This is a genomic window from Isoptericola sp. NPDC019693 (assembly GCF_044389085.1).
Classification (GTDB): Bacteria; Actinomycetota; Actinomycetes; order Actinomycetales; family Cellulomonadaceae; genus Isoptericola.
Genome location: NZ_JBIRXP010000002.1, coordinates 366646 through 389293, shown reverse-complemented (window position 1 = coordinate 389293; position 22648 = coordinate 366646). Strand labels below are relative to the sequence as shown.

Below are 22648 nucleotides of genomic sequence, written 5' to 3'. Positions count from 1 at the left end.
GTATTTGCCGAACATCAGCCCCAGGCCGTCGTGACCCAGAGCTCCGCGGCGCGCTCGGGGGCGGCGAGCACGGTGGCCAGCAGCGCGCAGCGGTCGGGCCGGCCGAGGACGTCGGCCAGTGCCGCGGCGAGCCCGGCCCGGTCGGTGGCGTGCGCGCGACCGTCGGCGTCCACCCACCACGGCACGGGGCTGCCCGCCACGGACAGCCGGCCGTGCTCGAACCACACCGCCGGCAGCCGCGGGTCGAGGGCCGCGACGCGTTCGTCGAGCTCCCGCTCCCGCCCGGGGCCGTCCGGCGCGGGCAGCCCGTCCTCCCCCACGACCGGCAGGTCGAGCAGGTCGGCCACCGCCGTGACCTCGGCCGCGGGCACGGGCAGCACCGCGCCCAGCACGGCCCAGCGCGCCGTCCCTGCCACCTCGACGTCGTCGGCCCGGCGCACCACCACGTCGCTCGCGTCGAGCGCGGGCAGCCGGTCAGGCAGGGGGTCGAGCGCGGCCGCCCGGGCGGAGGGCGCGAGCCGCACCGCGAGCCCGGCGAGCCCGCGCCACACACCCAGCGCGACGGGCAGCGGCACGGACGTGCCGACGTCGGGCAGCCGCTCGAGCGCGGCCGGCCAGTCCAGCGGATCGAGGCGGTCGAGGCCGTCGACCACGCCCAGGGCGCGGCGCACCTCGGGGTCGAGCGCCGCGACGGCGGGCGGCGCGGGCGGCAGCAGCGGAACGCCGTCGTGCGCCGCGAACGGGGCGCCCAGCCGGTCGCGCAGCCACCACGCCGTGTACGACGGCGCCCCCGCCACGGGGGTGACGAGCGCGCGGCGCGCGTCCGGGTCCGCGGCGATCGCGGCGAGCACGCCGGCCCACGGGTCGTCGTCGCGCGCGTCGTCCTCCGGGCCACGGGCCGCCCCGTCCGCGTCCACGGCGTCGAGGTCCGCGACCGCCTCCACGTCCCCGACGTCGACCCCCGGCCCGACGCGGTCCGAGAGGAACGCGAGGTAGTCCGCCCAGCCGGAGAGCCAGCCGGCCGGGTCGTCGGGCCCGTGCTCGGGCTCCGGGTCCGCAGGATCGGGCGTGAGCACGTCGGCCACCCGGTACGTGTCGACGTCGGAGCGCACGCCCAGCGCGACGAGCAGCGGCGCCGGGTAGTACGCGACCGCGGCCCGCGTGACCGGCGCGAGCCCCGGCATCGTCTCGGCGGCCCACGACCCGGGCAGCACCGCCTCGCGCGCGGGGCGCCAGCCGTCCTCCGTGGGCACCGGCAGCTCGCCGAGCCAGAACGGGAAGTCGTGCCCGCCGCCCGCGTGCGCCAGCCGCGCCAGCGCGAGCACGTTCTGCACCACCTCGCGCGGGCCCTCGTCCACCGGCCCCACGAGGGTGGGTGCGGCGACCGCGCCCGTCTCCGGCACCTCGTCCGCGCCGTCGAGCAGCGCCTCCGACGCCGCCAGCGCGAGCGCGCGCACGCCCGCGTCGTCGAGCAGCGCGCGCGGGCTCGTCGACGACGCCCCCGCGCGCACCAGCAGCCGGTGCGCCGCGTCCGGGTGCACCACGCGCACGCCGAGCGTCCGGGCGACGGCCGCCAGGGCGGGGTCGTCGTCGTCCTCCGGCAGCACGACCGTGCCGCGCACCCCGGACGCGGTGCGCCCGTCCGCGAGCGGCACGCGCGCGCCGGCCAGCGCCTCCAGGACCCCGGGGTCGGCGGCGTACGGCTCGAGCGCGTCGCACAGCGCGTACCAGCGCGGGGCGGGCAGCCCGCCGGGCAGGTCGGCGACGACGTCGGCGAGCGTGGTGGGCGTCGCGCCCAGGCGTCGCGCCACACCCTGCTGCCCCGTGGTGAGCGCCACGAGGCCCGGCACGACGCCGGCGAGCACCCCGACGATCCGCGGGTCGTCGCCCGCGGCCCCGACGAGCACCGTCGCGTCGGCCGGGGCGACCAGGGCGGCGACCGGCTCGTCGTCCCCGCCGGACGTCGTGGCGTCGGGTGGGGCGGGCAGGAGCGGGGTCGACCGCAGCGCGTCGAGGGCGGCGTCACGGACGGCGGCGTCGAGGTCGCCGGCGGGCATGCCGCCGGGCACCAGGTGGAGCACGTCCGCGCCCCGCTCGGGCGCCAGCCCGGCCAACAGGTCGGCGTACGCGCGACCGGCCTCGGCCGTGAGGCGGTCGGTCAGCGGCCCCGGCAGCACACGGCGGCGGCCCGGGTCCACGGGGAACGACGCGACCAGCAGCGCCGGGAACGTGAGCGGCACGTCCGTCGGGGTGGGCGCGTGCAGCACGGCGCCGTCGTCCGACTCAAGGCGATCGGTGCCATCGGTGCCGCCGTCGTCCCGGCGCACCGCCCACGCGACGGACCAGCGCGGACGCCGCTGCTCGAGCGGCAGGTCGGCGGTCTCGTCCTCGCCCACCTCGCCGGAGCGGCGCAGCACCACCCACCGGTCGTCGACGTCGGCCAGCACCCGCGACGTCGCGGCCGGCCCATCGTTGTGGGCGACGGTGACCGAGGCGAGGGCGGGCAGCGCCAGGAGCAGCGCGTCGTCGACGGCGTCGAGCTGGGCGCGGACGGACTCCACCGCGTCGTCGTCGCGCAGCACCAGCTCGACGACGGTGGCGAACTCGCCCCACTCGTCGTCCTCGTCGGGCGCCTCGCCCAGGGCGGGCGCCGGGAACGGCAGGCGCAGCACGGGCAGGTCGTCGCCCCGCCCGGCGACGGCGTCCCGCAGCGGCGAGCCCTCGGGCGCGACGTCGTCGAGCAGGTCGCGCGTCGCGTCGAGGGAGAACCGCACCCCGCCCGTCGTCGAGCGCACCGTGGCCTCGTCGGCGACCGCCCGCACCGCCGCGAACCCGACGCCGAAGCGGCCGACCTCCCCGGCCGGCGGCGTGTCGCCGGGCTCGGGCGGCCGGGAGTCCTCGACCCGCGGGGCCGACTTCGCCGAGGCGCGCAGGGACGCGAGCGAGGCGACGCCGTCGGCCGTCAGCGGCGCACCGGTGTTGGCGGCGACCAGGACGGCGACCCCGCGCGGGTCGTCCTCCAGGGCGGTGAGACGCAGCAGCAGCCGGCCCGGCTCGCCGGCGCGGGCGGCCGCGTCGGCGGCGTTCTGCGCGAGCTCCACCACGACGCGAGCGCGGTAGTAGCCGCGCGCGTGGTCCTCCTCCGCGTTCGCGTCCTCCCGGAAGCGCGTGCCCGACCCGAGCCACGCCTCCGTGACCGCGTGCCGCAGGGCGGCGGTCCCGAAGACGTCGCCCGTCACTCGGCGTCGGGGCGCTCGGGAGCGGCGTCCGCCTCCGCGGCGTCGGTCGTGCCCGCGTCCGTCGAGGGCGCCGGCGCGGGCTCCGCCGCCGAGGCGCGCGGCTCGACGGCCACGGCCTCGACCCGGAGCTCGTCGATGAGCGGCGCGTCGGCGGGCCAGTCGCTCGGCGCGTGCGGGGCGTCGGTCTCCGAGTGCGCGCCGCAGCCGTGGTCCAGCGAGACGACCTTGCCGTCGTCCGGCGACCACGCGTTGGCGCAGACGCCGAAGAGCTGGCCCAGCGGCCCCTGCAGCGGCACGAGGAAGCCGCACGACGTGCACTCCGCCGGCGACGCGACCGCGCCGGGCGCCGTCGGGCCGCGCGACCCGCGGTACCAGCGCTCGGCCGCCTCGTCGCGGCCCTGCGGAGACAGCACACGCTCGCGCGCGAGGGCGAGCTCGTCGATCGCGACGGAGTCGAGCTCCTTGTCGCCGGTGGCCTTCCAGCCCGGCTCGAGGCGGGGGTCGTCGGCCTTGAAGGGCAGGGTGTCGCCGGGGCCGATGTCGCCGGGGCGCAGCCGCTCGGCCCACGGGAGCCAGGCCGGGGCGAGCAGGGCGTCGTCGCCCGGCAGCAGCTCCACCTCGCACACCGTGGCGACCTTCCCGCGCGGCACGCGCGCGAGCGTCACGGTCCAGTGCCAGCCGCGGTAGCCGGGCATCGTCGCGGCGAACCGGTGGGACATGAGGCGCTCGCCCTCGGCGACCGCCCCCAGGTGCTCACCGACGTCCGCCGGCGACGACGCGCCCTCCTGCGCGGCCTCGCGCGCCAGGTCGACCGCGCCGAGCAGCACGGCGTCCTTGCGCGCGCGGGAGCTGACCCGCGTCGTGCGTGCGGGGGCGTCAGCGGCAGCGGCAGCGGTCACCATGTCGTCGTCCTCTTCGTGCTCGTCATGTCCTCGTCTCGGGCCCTCGCGTCGGGCGTGGTCGGCGGCCGAGCGTCAGGAGTCGAGGTCGTCGGCGACGGCGCGCAGCAGCGTGGCGACACGCTTGCCCGACGCGGCGTCCGGGTACTTGCCCCGCTTCAGCTGGTCGCCCACGCGGTCGAGCACCTTGATGAGGTCCTCGACGATGCCGGCCATCTCGGACGGCGCCTTGCGCTTGGCCTTGGCCACCGACGGCGCAGGGTCCAGCAGCTTCACGGACAGCGCGGACGGGCCGCGGCGGCCGTCGGCCACCCCGAACTCGACCCGGGAGCCGGGCTTGACGCTCTCGACGTCCGAGGGCAGCGCGGAGGCGTGCAGGAAGATCTCCCCACCGTCCTCGCTGGCGATGAAGCCGAACCCGCGCTCCGCGTCGTACCACTTGACCTTGCCGGTGGGCACCTGAACCTCTTCGTGCTCGTCGTCGACTACGGCCCCGCGCCGGTGCGCGGAGCCGGGTCCGGCCGGTGCTCGGGCGCGCGCCCGGCACACGGCCAGGGGCTCAGGCTACCGGCCGGTGCCGGACCGTGCCGCATCGGTCCGGCCCGGCCGACACCCCCCGTTCGCGCCGAACAGGCGGTTGACACCGTTATGGACCGATTTCGTCGCTCATTACGGTGTCAACCGCCTGTTCGGCGCCGGGCCCGGGCGGCGACCGTCAGCGGAGGCCGAGGTCGGCGGCGAGGCGGAGGGCGACGGCGTCGTACCACTGCTCCGGGTCGGCGACGGAGCCCACGAGGTGCCCGAAGATCTCGAACGAGGCCGTGCCGAACAACGTGGTCCAGGCCATGAGCGTGCGGGCGACCAGCTCCGTGGGCGCGCCGTCGACGATGCCGCGCGCGGCGACGAACTGCCGCGCCGGCTCGACGACGGCGGTGGCGTCGGGGGCGCCGTCCGGCGCGGGGCGGGGGACGGCACCGGCCGCGGCGGCATGCGCCACGACCGTCACCAGCACGCGGACGACGCGCGTGGCGGGGTCGACGGTGTCGCGCGGCGCGGCGTACCCGGGCACGGGCGTGCCGTAGAGCAGGCCGAGCTCCGCGGGGTGCGCCACGGCCCACGACCGCAGCGCGCGGCACGCGGCGAGCCAGCGGGCGGTGACGTCGTCGCGGTCGGCGACGGCGGCCTCCGCGTCCTCGACGGCGCCACCGAGCTCGTCGTAGCACTCGACGATCAGCGCGGTGAGCAGCGCGTCCCGGCTCGGGAAGTAGCGGTAGACGGCGGAGGAGACCATCCCGACGTCGCGGGCGACGGCGCGCAGCGACAGGGCAGCCGGGCCGTCGGTCGCGAGCCGGGCCCGGGCGGCGGCACGGATCTCGCGGGTGAGCGTCTCGCGGGCGAGCGCACGGGCGGTGCGGGGGGCGTCGGCCATGCGCCTCAGCCTGGCATGCGAGAGCGCTGTCCACAAATAAGAGCACTGCTCTTGTCAAACGTCACCGGCGATGCCATGCTCCTCCTGACAGAGAGCACCGCTCTCGGATTGGAGCACCAGTCATGACTGATCGCCACCTCGTCGTCGGCGCGGGCCCCGTCGGCCGGCACGTCGCCGCACTGCTCGCCGAGCGCGGCTCCGACGTCACCGTCGTCACGCGCAGCGGCCTCGACACCGGGATCGCCGGCGTCGCGCACGCCGCCCTCGACGCGTCCGACGCCGACGCCCTGACCCGCGCGGCCGACGGCGCCGACGTCCTGTACAACTGCGCCAACCCGGGCGACTACACGCAGTGGGAGCGCACCTGGCCACCGCTCGCCGCCGCCTTCCTCGCCGCGGCCGAGCGATCCGGCGCCGTCTACGCGATCACCGGCAACCTCTACCCGTACGGCCCCGTCGACGGCCCGATGACCGAGGACCTGCCCGACGCCGCCACCGACCACAAGGGCGTCCTGCGCGCCCGGCTGTGGTCCGACGCCCGCCAGGCGTTCGAGGACGGGCGGCTGCGCGGGGCCGTCGAGGTCCGCGCGTCCGACTACATGGGCCCCGGCGTCGGCGGCAACGGCCACGTGTCGCGCGTGGTGCCCGCCGCGCTGGCAGGCAGGCGCGTCACGATGATGGGCCGCACCGACCTGCCGCACACGTTCACCGACGTGGCCGACGTCGCGCGTACGCTGGTCGCCGCGGCCGAGGACCCGGGCTCGCACGGCCGCACCTGGCACGTGCCGAGCAACGCCCCGCGCACCCAGGCCCGCGCGCTGAGCGACGTGCTCGCCGCCGCCGGGCACCCGCCCGTCCGCGTGCGCTCGCTGCGCGGACCCGCGCTGGCCGCCGTCGCCGCCGTCTCCCCGTTCATGCGCGAGCTGCGCCAGCTCATCTACCAGTGGGAGCGGCCCTACGTCCTCGACGACTCGGCCGCGCGGGCCCGCTGGGGCATCGAGCCCACCCCGTGGGAGGAGGTCTGCCGCCGCACCGCCCGCGGCTGACGACCGCCACCCGCGCCGTCGCCGAACAGGCGGTTGACACCGTTATCGCGGCCGGACCGGTCCGATAACGGTGTCAACCGCCTGTTCGGCGACGAGGGGGCGGCGCGTAGCATCGAGCAGATGGCCAGCACGTCGCCCCGGGGCACGGCGGAGGCCGACGTCGCGGACGGCGCCGGCGCCACGGGCGCGCCCCGCACCTTCACCGAGGCGATCCGCACGCGCGACGACGCCGGCCTGCTCGCGCTCCTGCGCGCCCGGCCCGACCTGGCCACGCCGTCCCCGTCCACCCTGCGCTCGCTGGCCGCCCGCGCGTCCAGCCGCACCGCCCTCGAGCGCGCCCTGGCGCACGCGGACGCCCGCACGCTCCAGGCACTCGAGGCCGTCGTCGCGCTCGCCGGGAACGCACCGGTGTCGCCCGACGACGTGCGCCACGCGGTGGGCGCCGACAGCGTCGCGCCGGCGGGGCCGGACGAGGACGCGATCGACGCCGGGTCGGTGGTCGAGCGCGCGCTCGACGACGCGCTGGCCGCGGCGCTGCTGTGGGACGCGGGCGAGCCGGGTCGCCCGGACCTGCGCCCCGCGCCGGGGCTGGACGACGTCCTCGGCCCGCACCCGGCGGGCCTCGGCCCCGCCCGCCCCGGCGGGGGCCTGCCGCCGTCCGGGGACGGCCGGGCCACGGAGGCCGGGGACGCCCCCGGCCTCCCCCTGCCCGACCTCCCCCGCGGCGGCCGCGAGGTGCTCGAGGCGCTGACGTGGGGCCCGCCGATCGGGCTGGTCCCGGCGCCCGGCACCCCGGCGCGCGCCGCGGTGGACGCCCTGGTCGACGCGCGGCTGCTGCTGCGCACCGACTCCCGGCACGTGACCCTGCCCCGGGACGTCGGTCTGGCGCTGCGCGGCGGTCGTACGCACCGCTCCCCCGAGCTCGCGCCGCCCCGCCCGGACGGCCGCGCGGTGCCGCAGGCGGTCGCCGACGCGGAGGCCGCGAGCGCCGCGCTCGAGCTCGTCCGCCGGGTGGACCTGCTGGTCGCCGCATGGGACGACACGGCCCCGGCGGTGCTGCGCAGCGGCGGCCTCGGCGTGCGCGAGCTGCGCCGCACGGCCCAGGCGCTCGGCGCGGACGAGGCGGAGACGGCGTTCGTCGTCGAGCTGGCCGCGGCCGCGGGCGTGGTGGCCGACGACGGCGAGGCGCCGCCGTCCTACCGGCCCACGACCGTCGCCGACCGCTGGGAGGGCATGGACGACGCGGAGCGCTGGGCGCTGCTCGCCGCGGCGTGGGCGGGCTCGCGGCGCACGCCGTGGCTCGTGGGCTCCCGCGACGAGAAGGGCAACCTGCGGGCGCCGCTGTCCGGCGACCTGCATCGCGGCTGGGTGCCGCGGCTGCGCCGTCAGGTGCTCCAGGTGCTGGCCGCGCAGCCGGGCACCGCGCTCGACGTCGACGCCGTCATGACGGTGCTGCGCTGGCACGCGCCGCGCACGGTGCCGCCGGAGCAGGCGGTCGCGGGCCTGCTGGCCGAGGCTGCCCTGCTCGGGGCGACGGGCGCGGGCGCGCTGTCGGGTCCGGGCGCCGCGCTGCTCGCCCACGTGTCGGAGTCCGCGCCCGCCCCGGCGCGGCCGGACGGCCTCGAGGGGGCGTTGCGCGCGGCGCTGCCGCCGGAGGTGGACGAGGTGCTGCTGCAGGGCGACCTCACCGGCATCGTCCCGGGCCGGCCGTCGCAGGCGCTCGCGCTCCTGCTGGAGCGGTCCGCGGACGTCGAGTCGCGGGGCGCCGCGACCACGGTGCGCTTCTCGCCGTCGTCGGTGACGCGCGCGCTGGACCACGGCACGACGGCGGACGAGCTGCTCGACGCGCTCGCTGGCCGCTCGCGGGTGCCGGTCCCCCAGCCGCTGGAGTACCTCGTCAGGGACACGGCGCGGCGGCACGAGTCGTTGCGGGTGGGGTCGGCCGGGTCGTACGTGCGCGCGGCCGACCCGACGGTGCTGGCCGGTCTGGTCGCGGACCCGCGGCTCGCCCACCTGGGGCTGGTGCGCCTCGCCCCGACGGTGCTGGCCGCGGCGGTGCCCGCCGCCGAGCTGCACGACGCGCTGCGCGCCCGCGGCCTGCTGTCCGCCGTCGAGGGTCCCGACGGCCGCGTGCTCAGCACCCGCCTGCGGCGCCCGCCGCGGCCGGACCGCACCGCGAGGGACGCGCGCCGTGGCCCGTCCGCGGAGCCGGAGTCCACGTCCGACGACGCGCGCCGGAACCTCGTCGCCCGGCTGCGCGCCGCGGACGCCGGCGACGAGACGGCCGTGGACCGGCTGGCCGCCGGGCTCCGCGCCGCGGCGCCGCCGAGCGGCGGCCCCCATCACGGTCAGGCCAGCGGCCGCAACGGCGGCACGGGCGCGCCGTCGCCCACCGGCGGCGGACGGGCGCCGAGCACCGGCGGCCCCCGCCCCACCGAGCCCGGCGACGCGCTGGCGACCCTGCACGACGCCCTGCGCGACGGCCGCGTCGTGTGGATCGAGATGGTGGGCGCGTCGGGCACGCTGGAGCGGCGCGCGCTCAAGCCGCTGCGGCTCGACGGCGGCCGGCTGCGCGCACTGGACCCGGCGCGCGAGGCGGAGCTCACCGTCGCCGTCCACCGCATCGCCGGCGTGGAGCCGGTGGACGGCTGACCTGGGCGGACACCCGCCCGGAACAAGCACGCGGACGCCAGGCGTTGAGACGCTGGATCGCCACCCCTCGGAAGGAGCCGCATGACCGACGGCCCGCTCATCGTGCAGAGCGACAAGTCCATCCTGCTGGAGGTGGACCACCCGCGCGCCGACGACGCGCGCCGCGCCATCGCCCCGTTCGCGGAGCTGGAGCGCGCGCCGGAGCACGTGCACACGTACCGCCTCACCAGCCTGGGGCTGTGGAACGCGCGCGCCGCGGGGCACGACGCGGAGCAGGTCGTGAACACGCTCATCGAGTACTCGCGCTACCCGGTGCCGCACGCGCTGCTCATCGACGTCGCCGAGACCATGGGCCGCTACGGCCGCCTCACCCTCGCCACCCACCCCACGCACGGCCTCGTGCTCGAGTCGACGGACCGGGCCGTGCTCGCGGAGGTGCTCAAGTCCAAGCGCACCGCCGGCCTGGTGGGCGACCGCGTCGACGAGCAGACCGTCGTCGTGCACCCCTCCGAGCGCGGCCACCTCAAGCAGGTGCTGGTCAAGCTGGGCTGGCCGGCCGAGGACCTCGCCGGGTACGTCGACGGCGAGAAGCACGAGATCGAGCTCTCCCCCACCACGCACCCGCGCACCGCGCACGAGGAGCCCAAGGCGTGGGAGATGCGCCCGTACCAGGCGCAGGCCGTGGACGGCTTCTGGCACGGCGGCTCCGGCGTCGTCGTGCTGCCGTGCGGCGCCGGCAAGACGATCGTCGGCGCGGGCGCGATGGCGAAGTCCGGCACGACGACGCTCATCCTCGTGACCAACACCGTCAGCGCCCGGCAGTGGCGCGACGAGCTGGTGCGCCGCACCACCCTCACCGAGGACGAGATCGGCGAGTACTCGGGCTCCCGCAAGGAGATCAAGCCCGTCACGATCGCCACCTACCAGGTGCTCACCACCAAGCGAAAGGGCGTGTACAGCCACCTCGAGCTGCTCGACGCCCGCGACTGGGGCCTCATCCTCTACGACGAGGTGCACCTGCTGCCCGCGCCGATCTTCCGCATGACGGCGGACCTGCAGGCCCGCCGCCGCCTCGGCCTCACCGCCACGCTGGTGCGCGAGGACGGCCGCGAGGACGAGGTGTTCAGCCTCATCGGCCCCAAGCGGTACGACGCCCCGTGGAAGGACATCGAGGCGCAGGGGTACATCGCGCCCGCGGACTGCGTCGAGGTGCGCCTCACGCTGCCCGAGCACGAGCGGATGCTGTACGCGACGGCCGAGCCGGAGGACAAGTACCGCCTCGCCGCGTGCGCCCCGGGCAAGAACCGCGTCGTCGAGCGGATCGTGGCGCAGCACCCGGACGACCAGGTGCTCGTCATCGGCCAGTACCTGGACCAGCTCGAGGAGCTCAGCGCCCACCTCGACGCCCCGCTCATCACGGGCGCGACGACGGTCCGCGAGCGCCAGCGCCTGTTCGAGGAGTTCCGCTCCGGCGAGATCAGCCGCCTCGTGGTGTCGAAGGTCGCGAACTTCTCCATCGACCTGCCGGAGGCGTCGGTCGCGATCCAGGTGTCCGGGTCGTTCGGCTCGCGCCAGGAGGAGGCGCAGCGGCTGGGGCGCGTCATGCGGCCCAAGGCGGACGGCCGGACGGCGCACTTCTACGCCGTCGTCGCCCGCGACACCGTGGACCAGGACTTCGCCGCCCACCGGCAGCGGTTCCTCGCCGAGCAGGGGTACGCCTACCGCATCGTCGACGCGGAGGACCTGGACTCGCCCGCCCCCGCCTGACCTCCGCGGCGTGCGGGCATCCGGGGCCCGTGTGCACCGTGGCCGCATGACCCGATTCGGCTACACCCTGATGACCGAGCAGGCCGGACCGAAGAGCCTCGTCGAGTACGCCGTGCGCGGCGAGCGGGCCGGCTTCGACTTCGAGGTGATGAGCGACCACTACTTCCCGTGGCTGGACGCGCAGGGCCACTCCCCGTACGCGTGGAGCGTGCTGGGTGCGGTGGCGCACGCGACCGAGCGCGTGGGGCTCATGACGTACGTGACCTGCCCGACGCTGCGTTACCACCCGGCCGTCGTGGCGCAGAAGGCGGCGACGGTCGGGCTGCTCTCCGACGGCCGGTTCACCCTCGGCCTCGGCGCCGGCGAGAACCTCAACGAGCACGTCGTCGGGGCCGGCTGGCCCGCGGTCGACGAGCGGCACGAGCTGCTGGCGGAGGCCGTGGAGATCATCTCCGTGCTGTTCAGCGGCGACCTCGTCAGCTACCGCGGCGACCACTTCCAGGTCGACTCGGCACGGCTGTGGGACCTGCCGGACGAGCCCGTGGAGATCGGCGTGGCCGTCTCGGGCCGCCAGTCGGTGGAGCACCTCGCGCCCCTGGCCGACCACCTCGTGGCGACCGAGCCGAAGCCGGGCCTGATCGAGCGCTGGGACGCCGTCCGCGAGGACGCCGCCCTCCCGCCGTCGCGCAAGATCGGCCAGCTGCCGATCTCCTGGGACCCGGACCGGGACGCGGCGGTGGCCCGGGCGCACGAGCAGTTCCGCTGGTTCGGTCTCGGCTGGCCCGTGAACGCGAACCTCCCCACCACCGAGGCGTTCGAGCGGGCCACCACGTTCGTGCGCCCCGAGGACGTCGCGGCGTCCGTCCCGTGCGGCCCGGACCTGGACGCGGTCGTGGAGGCCGCCTCGGCCTTCTGGGAGGCGGGATTCACCGACCTGGCGCTCGTGCAGATCGGAGACGAGCGCCAGGAGCAGTTCCTCGAGGAGGCGGCCGGCCCGCTCCTCGAGCGGCTGCGCGCCGCCGCCCCGGGCGACGCCGCCTGATCGACGGCGCCTGCGCCTCGGCGGCGGAGGGCCGGTCGGTGCCGGTCAGGGCCCGTCAGGGCCGGTCGGCGTCGGCGACCACGCGGAACCCGGTGTTGCCCGACGACGAGTCCCCGGTGTTCCGCGTGCGCGCGGCCACGCGGTAGCGGTTGCAGTACGAGTCGTGGCACAGGTACGAGCCGCCCCGCACCACCCACACGTCGCGGGCGCGCGGGTCCCACGCGGTGGAGGTCCACTCCCACACGTTGCCGGCCACGTCGTGCAGGCCGTAGCCGTTGGCCGGGAACGACCCCACGGGCGCGGTGCCCACGTACCCGTCCTCGGCCGTGTTCACCCGCGGGAACGTGCCCTGCCAGATGTTGCACATGTGACGGCCGCCGGGGGTGAGCTCGTCGCCCCACGCGTACCGCTGCCGGTGCAGGCCGCCACGGGCGGCGTACTCCCACTCCACCTCGGTGGGCAGGCGCGTGCCCGACCAGGCGCAGTACGCGAGCGCGTCCTCGCGGGACACGTGCACCACCGGGTGGTCCCCGCGGTCCTCGGCCGTCGACCCCGGCCCCTCGGGGTGGCTCCAGTCGGCGCCGTCGACGGCGATCCACCAGGGCGTGCCCGCCGCGGTCCCCCGCACCTCGGCGCCCTCGCGCACGAACAGGTGGAACACGAAGCTCCACCCGAACTCCTCCGCCTGGGTGCGGTAGCCCGTGTCCGCCACGAAGCGGGCGAACTCGTCGTTCGTCACCGTCGTGGGCGCCACGCGGAACGCCCCCACGGCCACGGGCCGCACCGGCCCCTCGCCGTCGCCCGGGTTGACGTCCGGGTCCTCGCTGCCCATGTCGAAGGTGCCGCCCGGCAGCGGCACCAGGCCCGCCGCCACCCGCTGCGCGGCCTCCGCGCTGCGCGGCGCGGACCGCCGTGCCGAGGGCAGGGACAGGCGCAGCGGGGCGGGGCCGTGGCCGGGGGCGGAGCGTGGATCGGCGTCGGTCACGGCTCGATCGTACGGTCCCGCGCGGGGCCCCCGCCGCGATTGCGTCGCCTGCCACGGCGCGACACGATCAGGGCGTGATTCCCCGTGCACCCGCCGCTCCGCGCCGCGGCGCAGCGGCCGTCGGCGCCTGCGTGCTGGCCGTCCTGCTGGCGCTCGCCGGCACCGCCCTGACCGCGCTCGACGCCTCCGCCGTCCCGCCCCTCACCCAGCTCGACAGCGAGATCACCGACCAGTCGGGCGTGCTCGACGGCGACGAGGCGCAGGTGCAGGCCGCGCTCGACCAGCTGGCGGACGAGACGCCGTACCAGCTGTTCGTCGTCTACGTGGACTCGTTCGACGGCACCGACGGGCGCGACTGGGCGAACCGCACCGCGACGGACGCGGGGCTCGGGGTGAACGACCTCCTGCTGGCCGTCGCCACGCAGGACCGCGCGTACGGGCTGTCGGTCGACACCAACAACGGCCTGTCGAACGCGCAGCTCGACCAGGTGGAGGAGGTCACCGAGGACCACCTGCGCGACGACGACTGGGCGGGCGCGGCGATCGCCGCCGCGGACACGATCCGCACCGGCGGCACGACGTCGTCCGGCGGCGCCGCGGGCTGGGGCGTCGCGGCCGCGGTGGGCGGCGTCGCCGTGGCGGGCGGCGTCGGCGGCTGGCTCTGGGTCCGCTCGCGCCGCAGGAAGGAGGGCGCCGCCGCCCCCGCGGGGCCCGGGGACCTGTCCGCCGTGCCGACCCCAGAGCTCGAGCGCCGCGTCGGCACCGCGCTCGTCGAGATCGACGACGCCCTGCGCACGTCGGAGCAGGAGCTCGGCTTCGCGCAGGCCGAGTTCGGGCTCGAGGCCACGCAGGAGTTCTCCGCGGCCCTCGAGACCGCCAAGGCCGACGTCGCGCAGGCGTTCCACCTGCGCCAGGAGCTCGACGACGAGGTGCCGGAGGACGAGCCGCGGCGGCGCCAGCTGCTGGCCCGCGTCCTCGAGCTCACCGAGCACGCCGGCGCGTCGCTGGACGCGCAGACGGACGCGTTCGACGAGCTGCGGGCCCTGCAGCAGCGCGCCCCCGAGCTGCTGGACGAGACCGAGCAGCGCGCCGGCGAGATCGAGGCCCGCGTCCCGGTGGCGCGCGAGACGCTGGACGGGCTCGCGGCCTCCTACCCGACGTCGGCCCTGGCGTCGGTGCGCGGCAACCCCGACCAGGCGACCGCCCTGGTGGCGCACGCCCGCGAGGCCGTGGCCTCCGGCCGCACCGCGCTCACGGGCCGCACCCGGGCGGCCGCCGTCGCCCACCTGCGCGCCGCGCAGAACGCGCTCGGGCAGGCCGCGACGCTGCTGGACGCCGTGGACCAGGCGGGCGCCCAGCTCGCCACCGCGGGCGCCGACCTGGACAAGGGCCTCGCGTCGATCGGCCAGGACGTGACCGACGCCGCCCGCCTCGTCCCCGCCGGCGCACCCTCCGACGGGGCGGCCGGCACCGCGGACCGCGCCGCCGTCGCCGCGGCCCTCGCCGAGGCCGAGGCCGCGATGACCCAGGCCCGCGACGCCCGCTCCGGGGGCGACCCCCTCGCCGCGCTGCACCGCCTCACCGCGGCCGAGGCCGCGCTGGACGCCGCCCTCGCCCCGGCCCGCGAGAAGGCGGAGGCGGACGCGCGCGCCCGCGCCCTGCTGCGCGACACGCTCGGGCGCGTGGACTCGCAGGTACGGGCCACGCAGGACTACGTCGCGACGCGCCGCGGCGCCGTCGGGCCCGAGGCGCGCACCCGCCTGGCCGAGGCCGCGCGGCTGGTCGCCGAGGCCCAGGCGCTCCAGGCGCAGGACCCGACGGCGGCCCTCGAGCGCGCCCAGCAGGCCGAGCGGTACGCCCAGCAGGCGACGCAGCTCGCCGAGCAGGACACGTCGTCGTGGGGCGCGAACCAGGGCGGGCAGGGCGGCCCGAACGTCGGCGGCATGGTGCTGGGCGGGATCCTGCTCGACTCCGTGCTGCGCGGGTCCGGCGGCGGCATCGGAGGCGGGTTCGGCGGCGGCTACGGCGGCGGTCGGCGTGGCGGGCGCGGGGGCAGCTTCGGCGGCGGCTTCGGAGGCGGGCGCGGCGGCGGTGGCTTCGGCGGCGGGCGCAGCAGCGGCGGCCGTGGCGGGAGGTCACGCGGCGGGCGCTTCTGACCCGCACGGCGCGGGCCGGAACCGGCTCGGGGCGGCACACGTTCTGGCAGGCAGCACACCACCTCAGCAGGGCGACGGAAGGAAAGCACGACCATGACGCAGAAGCAGAGCATCCTCGGGCGCATCAGCCAGCTCGCGAAGGCGAACATCAACGCGCTGCTCGACCGCGCCGAGGACCCGCAGAAGATGCTGGACCAGCTGGTCCGCGACTACACGAACAACATCGCGGAGGCCGAGCAGGCCATCGCGCAGACCATCGGCAACCTGCGCCTGGCCGAGCAGGACTACAACGAGGACGTCCAGGCGGCCAGCGAGTGGGGCACCAAGGCCCTCGCCGCGTCGCGCAAGGCCGACGAGTACCGCGCGGCCGGCAACTCCGCCGACGCCGACAAGTTCGACAACCTCGCCAAGGTGGCGCTGCGCAAGCAGCTCGACGCCGAGTCCGAGGTCAGGACCGCGCAGCCGATGATCGAGCAGCAGCGCGTCACGGTCGAGAAGCTCAAGACCGGCCTGGCCGCGATGAAGGACAAGCTGGGCGAGCTGAAGTCCAGGCGCGACCAGCTCGTCGCCCGCCAGAAGGCGGCGCAGGCGCAGCAGACCGTGCAGGGGGCGATCAGCTCCATCAACGTGCTCGACCCGACCAGCGAGCTGGCCCGCTACGAGGAGACCGTGCGCCGCGAGGAGGCCATGGCGATGGGCCAGGCCGAGGTCGCCGCGGCGTCCCTCGACTCGCAGTTCGCCGAGCTGGAGGCCTCCGACAAGGACATCGAGCTCGAGGCCCGGCTCGCCGCCCTCAAGGCCGGCAGCTCGCCGTCGCCCCAGATCTCCCCGACGACGGAGCACTGACCCGCCCGCCCCGACGCAACGAGCGTGCTGACTTGTTCCTCACCCCGGAAGGTTGAGGAACAAGTCAGCACGCTCGTTGCTGTTGCGGTGTAGGGCCGGGTCAGGTCGCGGAGCACTCCGCGGTCGCGTCCCCGGGTGTCCCGGAGCCGATGAGGCCGAAGCCGGCCGTCCCTCCGGCGCCGAGGGCGCCGTTCCACGCCGCGTTCGTCACCGTGCCACCGGAGAGCACGCCGTTCCACACCTGGTCCACCGACAGACCGCCCAGGTCCACCGCCCAGCCGTCGAGCGGCTCCGTCGCCGTGACGGTGACGTCGGCCTGGTAGCCGCCGGACCACGAGTTCGTGACGCGCACCTCGGCCGTGCAGGCGCCGGCCTCGCCGCCGTCCTCACCGCCGTCGTCGCCCCCGCCGTCCTCGCCGCCGTCGTCGCCACCGCCCGGGCCCTCGCCGACGATGTCGCCGCCGCCGATGTTGATGTCGGAGCACAGGTAGTACGGCTGGTCGGCGTGGCTCGCCTGCCAGATGGTGTACAGCACGGCGCGGCCGTCATACCCGGTCAGGTCGACGTCGGTCACGTACGGCGACTGGGTCGGGTACGAGTCCGTCACCTTGATGAGGTCGAGGTCGTCCCAGGTGAGCGGTTCCGTCGTCGGGTCGTAGCCCGGCTTGGAGACGTAGATCCGCAGATAGTCGGCACCATGGTTGGCGCCGTCGGTCAGCGTGAGCGTGAACTGGTGGTCGACGCCGGTGGCGTACCAACCGCCAGGGGTGTCGAGGTAGTCGTAGCGGCCCCCTTCGGTCTGTCCGCCCGAGCAGAGCTGCCCGTCGGGAATCAGTTCCTCGTGACGCCCGCCGATGCCCTCGTGGTAGAGGCCGTTCCAGTTCCACATGGCGGCCGGCTCGGCCTGCCAGGCGCCCCAGCACATGGGGTCGAGCTCGGCCATCTCAGGGTTGAGGTGGTCGTCACCCCACCGTTCGAGGCACCCGTAGTTGCGGGTGGGCGGGTCCGTGACGGAGCCGTGGGCGCCGGCGCTGCCGGCCCCGGCGGTGGTGACGGCGGCGACGGCGAGCGGCGCGACGAGCGCGGCCGCGGCCGCCGTCGCGACCTGGCGCCAGCGGCGGGCGCGGGTGGCGCCGCGGTCGGCCGTGCCGGTGCGACGAGTGGTGCGGGACATCGGTGTCCTCCTGTCTCGTGGCTCTTCCTGGTTTCTCGGGGGTCCCGGTCGCGGCGTCGCGACCCGGCCGCCTGCCATTCGGTCACCGACCGGGGGCCGGGTCCACGCCACGAATCGTTTTTGGGGGCCGTGCCGATACGCTGAGGGGCATGTCTCCCGCCTTCTCCGCCCCGGCCCCCGCGAGCGCTCCCGCCCCCGCAGAGCCCACGGGCCGCCGCACCTACCTCCTGGTGGACGGTGAGAACATCGACGCCACGCTCGGCATGAACGTGCTGAACCGGCGGCCGAACCCCGAGGAGCGCCCCCGCTGGGACCGCATCTCGACGTTCGCGCAGAAGCTGTGGGACCAGGACGTCGTCCCGCTGTTCTTCCTCAACGCCAGCAGCGGGCAGATGCCGATGGCGTTCGTGCAGGCGCTGCTCGCGATGGGCTACAAGCCCATCCCGCTGGCGTCGTCGGGCACCGAAAAGGTCGTCGACGTCGGTATCCAGCGCACGCTCGAGGCGCTGGCGGACCGCGACGGCGACGTCCTGCTCGCGAGCCACGACGGCGACTTCCTCCCGCAGATCGAGGCGCTGCTCGGCGACGACCGGCGCGTGGGGCTCCTGGCCTTCCGCGAGTTCGTCAACGGGCAGTTCGCGCAGCTCGCGGAGCGCGGGCTGCAGATGTTCGACCTCGAGGGCGACGCCGCCGCGTTCACCGCCCCGCTGCCGCGCGTGCGGATCATCCCGCTCGACGAGTTCGACCCGCTGCGCTACCTCTGACCGTTGTGAGCGCGATTTCGGGGACTATCCGCTCGTGGATAGTCCCCGAAATCGCGCTCACAACCATCGGGCGGTTCAGGCGGGAGCGAGCAGCTCCTTGTAGAGCGGGGTCGTGTAGCCGGGGGTGAACGTGCTTCCGCCCAGGACGCCGCGCAACCGCTCGGCCTCGGCGGCGACGGCGGCCTCGCCGTCCGACCCGACGTCCTCGAGCAGCCGCCACGCCACCTCGCCGTCCGGCCGCACGACCCACAGCCCGACGACCCGCCCCTGCCACCACACGGTGGCGCCCGCGTTCCCGGCGCTGTCGAAGATCTGTGCGCGGTGCGGGCCCAGGTACCAGTCGCGGGCGGTCCAGCCCATCGTGGTGGGGTCCAGGGTGGGCAGCAGGGCCGCGTGCCCGGCGACGACGGCGTCCAGGGCGGGGTCGAGGTCCGCGTCCAGGTCGGCGCCGCGCAGCATGACGCCGTCGGCGACGACGGGGTCCCCGCCCGGCGCGCCGACCTCCACCTCGACCTCGCGCACGGGGAGCGCGGCGACGGCCCGGCGCGCCTGCCCGAGGTTCCAGCCGGTCCACCAGCGGAGGTCCGCCACGGTGGCGGGCCCGAACGCCTCGAGCCACGCGCGGGCGAGCTCCACCCGGGCCGACTCCTCGTCCATCGCGGGGATCCCGTCGGGGCACCAGTCGGACATCGGGGACCACACGTGCCGCGGCGACGACCACGCCCCGCGCGGCTCGCCGCGCACCACGGATCCCTCGGCGGACAGCACCGACAGCAGCGGCGACGTCATGGTGCGGCGCACGTCCCACGCCTTGTCCGTGGTGGGCAGGAACGCCGTGCGCAGCAGGGGCGCCGCCCGGGCGAGCTCGGCGCCGTCGAGCGGCCCCGCGCCCAGGGCCGCGTGCACCTGCGCCTCGGCGGCTGCGAGCAGCGCCTCCGGGTCGTCGACGACCGGGTCGGTGGGCAGCGTCGCGAGCTCCTTGAGCAGCCGCGTCCGTAGCCGCGCCGCGACCGGGGCCGACGCCGCCGCGTGCACGACCGGCACCAGGTCGCGCGGCACGACGAACATCGTGCGCCGCATGGCGAGCACCTTGACGAGGCTGCGCCGCCCGAACAGGGCGTCGCGCACGTCGTCGAGCCCCAGCGCGGGCACCCGCGCGAGGACCGCGAGGTGCACGCTCGGCGCCTCCGTCGCGTGCAGCGCGACGAGCCGCCGGGTGACCTCCTCCGGCGTGGTGGCCGCCGGGACCCCCGGCCGGTCCACGCCGAGCGCGAGCTGCCGCACGACCAGGCGCCGCCGGCGCTGCTCCCCCGTGATCCGCACCACGCCATCATGGTCGGGGCCACCCACAGGCGCGCCCGCCCGGGCGCCAGGACCGTCCTAGGCCTTTCCCAGGCAACGCTCAGACCCCAGACGCACACTGAGGTCATGAGCGCACCCGAGGCACGTCTCGTCGTCGTGGACGACGAGCCCAACATCCGCGAGCTGCTGTCCACGTCCCTGCGGTTCGCGGGGTTCGAGGTGCACGCCGCCGGTGACGGGAACGGGGCGCTGCAGCTCGTCCGCGACGTCGAGCCCGACCTCGTCGTGCTCGACGTGATGCTGCCCGACATGGACGGCTTCACCGTGACCCGCCGCATGCGCTCCACCGGCCGGCACACCCCCGTGCTGTTCCTCACCGCCCGTGACGACACGCAGGACAAGGTGCAGGGCCTCACCGTCGGCGGCGACGACTACGTCACGAAGCCGTTCAGCCTGGAGGAGGTCGTGGCCCGCATCCGCGCCGTGCTGCGCCGCACGCACGCGGGCGAGCCGGAGGACGACGCCGTCCTGCGCGTCGGGGACCTGGAGCTCGACGAGGACTCGCACGAGGTGCGCAGGGCCGGCGTCGAGATCGACCTGTCCCCCACCGAGTTCAAGCTGCTGCGCTACCTCATGCTCAACGCGGGCCGGGTGCTCTCCAAGGCGCAGATCCTCGACCACGTGTGGCAGTACGACTGGGGCGGCGACGCGAACATCGTCGAGTCCTACATCTCCTACCTGCGCCGCAAGATCGACAACCTCACCGTCACCGGCCCCGACGGCGACGACGTGACGCTGCCGCCGCTCATCCACACCAAGCGCGGCGTCGGCTACCTGCTGCGGGCGCCCCAGGCCCCCCGATGAGCGCGCCCCCGCCCGGCGCCCCGGGCGCCACGGACGCGTCGCGCCCGGACCCGGGAGCGACGACGGCGGACGGCCGGGCCCTGCCCGCCGACCCGCGGTCGGCCCCCGACGCCCCCGTCACGCCGGCCGCTCCCGTCGCTCCGGCGCCCGCGCGGTCCCGCCGCTGGGCGTGGCTCGAGCGGCTGCCGCTGCGCACCCGGCTCGTCGCCATCACGGTGCTGGTCCTCACCGCCGGGCTGATCCTCGCGGGCGTCCTGACGCGCACCGTCGTCTCGGGCTACCTCGTCGACCAGGTGGACCAGCAGCTGCGGCAGTCCGCGGAGGGCGTCGCGACCCTCACCCTGCGGCAGACCGAGTCCCCCACCTCGGGGCCGCCCACCGACTACGTCGTGATCTTCCGGGACGCGGCCGGCGACTCCAGCAGCGACCCCATCGGGTGGCAGCCCAACATCGACCGCTACGGCACGCCGGACATCCCGTCCGCGACGTACACGGAGGTCCAGGCCCGCCACGGCGACCCCTTCACGGTCGACGGCTCGGGCGGCACGTCCCCCACCCAGTGGCGGGTGGTCCCGGGCGTCTACCAGGTCAACGGGCAGCTCGTCCAGGTCTACGTCGCGCTGCCGCTGTCCGGCGTCGACCACACGGTCGCCTACCTCACGCGGTCGTTGCTGTTCTCCGCGCTCGGCATCGTGCTCCTCGGGGGCGCGATCTCCTTCCTGCTGGTGCACCGGTCGCTGCGGCCCCTGCGGCAGATCGAGACGACGGCGGCGGAGATCGCCGCGGGCGACCTGTCGCAGCGCGTCCCCGAGCGCCCCACGTCCACCGAGGTCGGCTCGCTGTCCGCGTCGCTGAACACGATGCTCACCCAGATCGAGCGCGCGTTCTCCGCCCAGGAGGAGTCGGAGCGCCGGATGCGCCGGTTCGTCTCCGACGCGAGCCACGAGCTGCGCACGCCGCTCGCCACGGTCAAGGGCTACGGCGAGCTGTACCGCCTCGGCGCGCTCGACACCCCCGCCAAGGTCGACGACACCATGGACCGCATCGAGGACTCGGCGCGCCGCATGAGCACGCTGGTCAACGACCTGCTGGTGCTCGCACGGCTCGACGAGGGCCGACCGATGCGCCAGGACCCGGTGAACCTCGCCGCGATGGCCCGCGACGCCGCCCAGGACCTGCACGCCCTGGACCCGACGCGCGAGGTCGCGGTGACCGGGCTGACCCCGGGCGCGCCCGCGCCGTCCGACGTCGTCGTCACGGGCGACGCCGACCGGCTGCGCCAGGTGCTCACCAACCTCGTGGGGAACGTGGCGCGCCACACACCCGCCGGCTCCCCCGCCGAGCTGGCGGTGGGCCGTGCCCCCGACGGAGGCGCCGTCGTCGAGGTCCGCGACCACGGCGCGGGCATCACGCCGGAGCAGGCGAGCCGCGTGTTCGAGCGGTTCTACCGCGCGGACTCGTCCCGCAACCGGGAGTCCGGGGGCTCCGGGCTGGGCATGGCGATCGTCGCGGCGATCGTGGGCGCGCACCAGGGCCACGTGTCGGTGAGCGAGACGCCGGGGGGCGGGATGACCGTGCGAGTTCTTCTCCCCCCACCGGACGGCTACGATGGCGCGTCGTCCTCCTCAGCCTGACCGCAAGGCACTGCCAGGGCTCGGCCTCGGTGCGATGTCGCCCCGCGGTCGTAGTCTGACGAGGACGACAGTCCGAGTCCGACGACCGAAGGTCTGATTGCGATGGGCGTCATGAGCGCCGACGCGCCCCAGTGGTTCCTCTCCGCGTTCGTGCGCACCTGCCACGGTGCGGGCGCCACCGCCGACGACACGGAGATCCGCTCCGTCGGGGAGGACCTCATCGACCGGTGGTCCGCCCCGGAGCGGCACTTCCACAACCTGCGCCACCTGGCCGACGTCCTGCACCGGGTGGACGAGCTGTCCCAGGAGACGCACGAGCCCGACCTGGTGCGCCTCGCCGCCTGGTACCACGGCGCCGTGTTCGACGCGACGCGCAAGGTCGCGCAGGCGAACCAGGGCGGCGAGCAGACCACGGTGAGCGCGAACCTCGCGCGCACCCAGCTCACGCAGCTCGGCCTCCCCGAGGCCGCGGTGGAGCGGACCGCGCGCCTGGTCGACTCGATCGACCGGCACAAGCCGCTGCCCGACGACGTCGACTCCGCGGTCCTCAACGACGCGGACCTGGCGATGCTGGCCGCCGAGCCGCAGCGCTACAAGGCCTACATGGCGAACGTCCGCGCGGAGTACTCGCACATCCCGCTGGCCGACTACCTCGACGCCCGCGTCCGCGTCCTGACCAAGTTGCTCCAGCGCCCGTCGCTGTACTTCAGCCCGATGGGCGCGGCATGGGAGGAGGCGGCGCGGCAGAACCTCGACGGCGAGCTCCACCGGCTGCTCAAGGAGCGGCGCCTCCTCGAGGAGACGCAGGCCTCCTGACCTCCTCGACCCATCCTCGTCCACAGCCTGTGG

Annotated in this window: 17 protein-coding genes; 10 read left to right on the top strand and 7 right to left on the bottom strand. The window is 76.1% G+C overall.

Annotation, left to right across the window (positions count from 1 at the left end):
* Positions 1-14 precede the first annotated feature (14 nt).
* The 4 genes from ACH436_RS07205 to ACH436_RS07190 form a co-directional block, all read right to left on the bottom strand.
* On the bottom strand, positions 15-3239 hold the full coding sequence (locus tag ACH436_RS07205; RefSeq protein ID WP_430559510.1) for a sacsin N-terminal ATP-binding-like domain-containing protein: 3225 nt from the start codon (positions 3237-3239) through the stop codon (positions 15-17).
* On the bottom strand, positions 3236-4141 hold the full coding sequence (locus ACH436_RS07200) for a DUF3027 domain-containing protein (protein ID WP_430559509.1): 906 nt from the start codon (positions 4139-4141) through the stop codon (positions 3236-3238). The genes ACH436_RS07205 and ACH436_RS07200 overlap by 4 nt, the downstream gene beginning before the upstream one ends.
* Positions 4142-4213: 72 nt before the next feature.
* Positions 4214-4597: a cold-shock protein gene (locus ACH436_RS07195; protein WP_430559508.1), complete on the bottom strand. Its 384-nt coding sequence runs from the start codon at positions 4595-4597 to the stop codon at positions 4214-4216.
* A gap of 256 nt (positions 4598-4853) precedes the next feature.
* Entirely contained in the window at positions 4854-5567 is a 714-nt protein-coding gene (locus ACH436_RS07190) for a TetR/AcrR family transcriptional regulator (protein ID WP_430559507.1), read from the bottom strand.
* 122 nt (positions 5568-5689) lie between these two features.
* On the opposite strand from ACH436_RS07190, the gene ACH436_RS07185 reads away from it, so the two are divergent.
* The 4 genes from ACH436_RS07185 to ACH436_RS07170 all read left to right on the top strand — a co-directional run bounded on the left by ACH436_RS07185 (position 5690) and on the right by ACH436_RS07170 (position 12074).
* Positions 5690-6613 carry an NAD-dependent epimerase/dehydratase family protein gene (locus tag ACH436_RS07185; protein ID WP_430559506.1) on the top strand — a complete coding sequence of 308 codons (924 nt, stop codon included), beginning with the start codon at positions 5690-5692 and terminating at the stop codon, positions 6611-6613.
* A 120-nt stretch (positions 6614-6733) separates the two neighbouring features.
* Positions 6734-9265, top strand: a complete 2532-nt coding sequence (locus tag ACH436_RS07180) for a helicase-associated domain-containing protein (protein WP_430559505.1) — start codon at positions 6734-6736, stop codon at positions 9263-9265.
* A gap of 81 nt (positions 9266-9346) precedes the next feature.
* Positions 9347-11032, top strand: a complete 1686-nt coding sequence (locus ACH436_RS07175; protein ID WP_430559504.1) for a DNA repair helicase XPB — start codon at positions 9347-9349, stop codon at positions 11030-11032.
* Between the two features lie 46 nt (positions 11033-11078).
* Positions 11079-12074, top strand: a complete 996-nt coding sequence (locus ACH436_RS07170; RefSeq protein WP_430559503.1) for a TIGR03557 family F420-dependent LLM class oxidoreductase — start codon at positions 11079-11081, stop codon at positions 12072-12074.
* Positions 12075-12129: 55 nt separating this feature from the next.
* On the opposite strand, the gene ACH436_RS07165 is transcribed toward ACH436_RS07170, so the two are convergent.
* Positions 12130-13059, bottom strand: coding sequence for a formylglycine-generating enzyme family protein (locus ACH436_RS07165; protein ID WP_430559502.1), 930 nt, complete (start codon positions 13057-13059; stop codon positions 12130-12132).
* Between the two features lie 74 nt (positions 13060-13133).
* Here ACH436_RS07165 and ACH436_RS07160 point away from each other — a divergent pair, with 74 nt between their 5' ends.
* Both ACH436_RS07160 and ACH436_RS07155 read left to right on the top strand, forming a co-directional pair.
* Positions 13134-15215: a TPM domain-containing protein gene (locus ACH436_RS07160; RefSeq protein WP_430559501.1), complete on the top strand. Its 2082-nt coding sequence runs from the start codon at positions 13134-13136 to the stop codon at positions 15213-15215.
* A gap of 93 nt (positions 15216-15308) precedes the next feature.
* Positions 15309-16061: a PspA/IM30 family protein gene (locus tag ACH436_RS07155; protein WP_430559500.1), complete on the top strand. Its 753-nt coding sequence runs from the start codon at positions 15309-15311 to the stop codon at positions 16059-16061.
* Positions 16062-16161: 100 nt separating this feature from the next.
* Here ACH436_RS07155 and ACH436_RS07150 read toward each other — a convergent pair whose 3' ends face one another.
* A complete protein-coding gene (locus ACH436_RS07150; protein WP_430559499.1) occupies positions 16162-17235 on the bottom strand; it encodes a lytic polysaccharide monooxygenase in 1074 nt (357 codons plus the stop codon).
* A gap of 149 nt (positions 17236-17384) precedes the next feature.
* On the opposite strand from ACH436_RS07150, the gene ACH436_RS07145 reads away from it, so the two are divergent.
* The gene (locus tag ACH436_RS07145; RefSeq protein ID WP_430559498.1) at positions 17385-17999 is read left to right on the top strand and encodes an NYN domain-containing protein; all 615 of its coding nucleotides are present in this window, start codon (positions 17385-17387) and stop codon (positions 17997-17999) included.
* Between the two features lie 75 nt (positions 18000-18074).
* Here the strand turns inward: ACH436_RS07145 and ACH436_RS07140 are convergent, their stop codons facing one another.
* The gene (locus tag ACH436_RS07140; protein ID WP_430559497.1) at positions 18075-19325 is read right to left on the bottom strand and encodes a winged helix DNA-binding domain-containing protein; all 1251 of its coding nucleotides are present in this window, start codon (positions 19323-19325) and stop codon (positions 18075-18077) included.
* Positions 19326-19427: 102 nt separating this feature from the next.
* Between ACH436_RS07140 and ACH436_RS07135 the strand changes: the two genes are divergently transcribed.
* From ACH436_RS07135 to ACH436_RS07125, 3 genes are all read left to right on the top strand, one after another.
* On the top strand, positions 19428-20165 hold the full coding sequence (locus tag ACH436_RS07135) for a response regulator transcription factor (RefSeq protein WP_430559496.1): 738 nt from the start codon (positions 19428-19430) through the stop codon (positions 20163-20165).
* Positions 20162-21799, top strand: coding sequence for a sensor histidine kinase (locus ACH436_RS07130; protein ID WP_430559495.1), 1638 nt, complete (start codon positions 20162-20164; stop codon positions 21797-21799). Before ACH436_RS07135 ends, ACH436_RS07130 begins: the two co-directional genes overlap by 4 nt.
* A gap of 111 nt (positions 21800-21910) precedes the next feature.
* Positions 21911-22615, top strand: a complete 705-nt coding sequence (locus tag ACH436_RS07125) for a hypothetical protein (protein WP_430559494.1) — start codon at positions 21911-21913, stop codon at positions 22613-22615.
* Positions 22616-22648 lie beyond the last annotated feature (33 nt).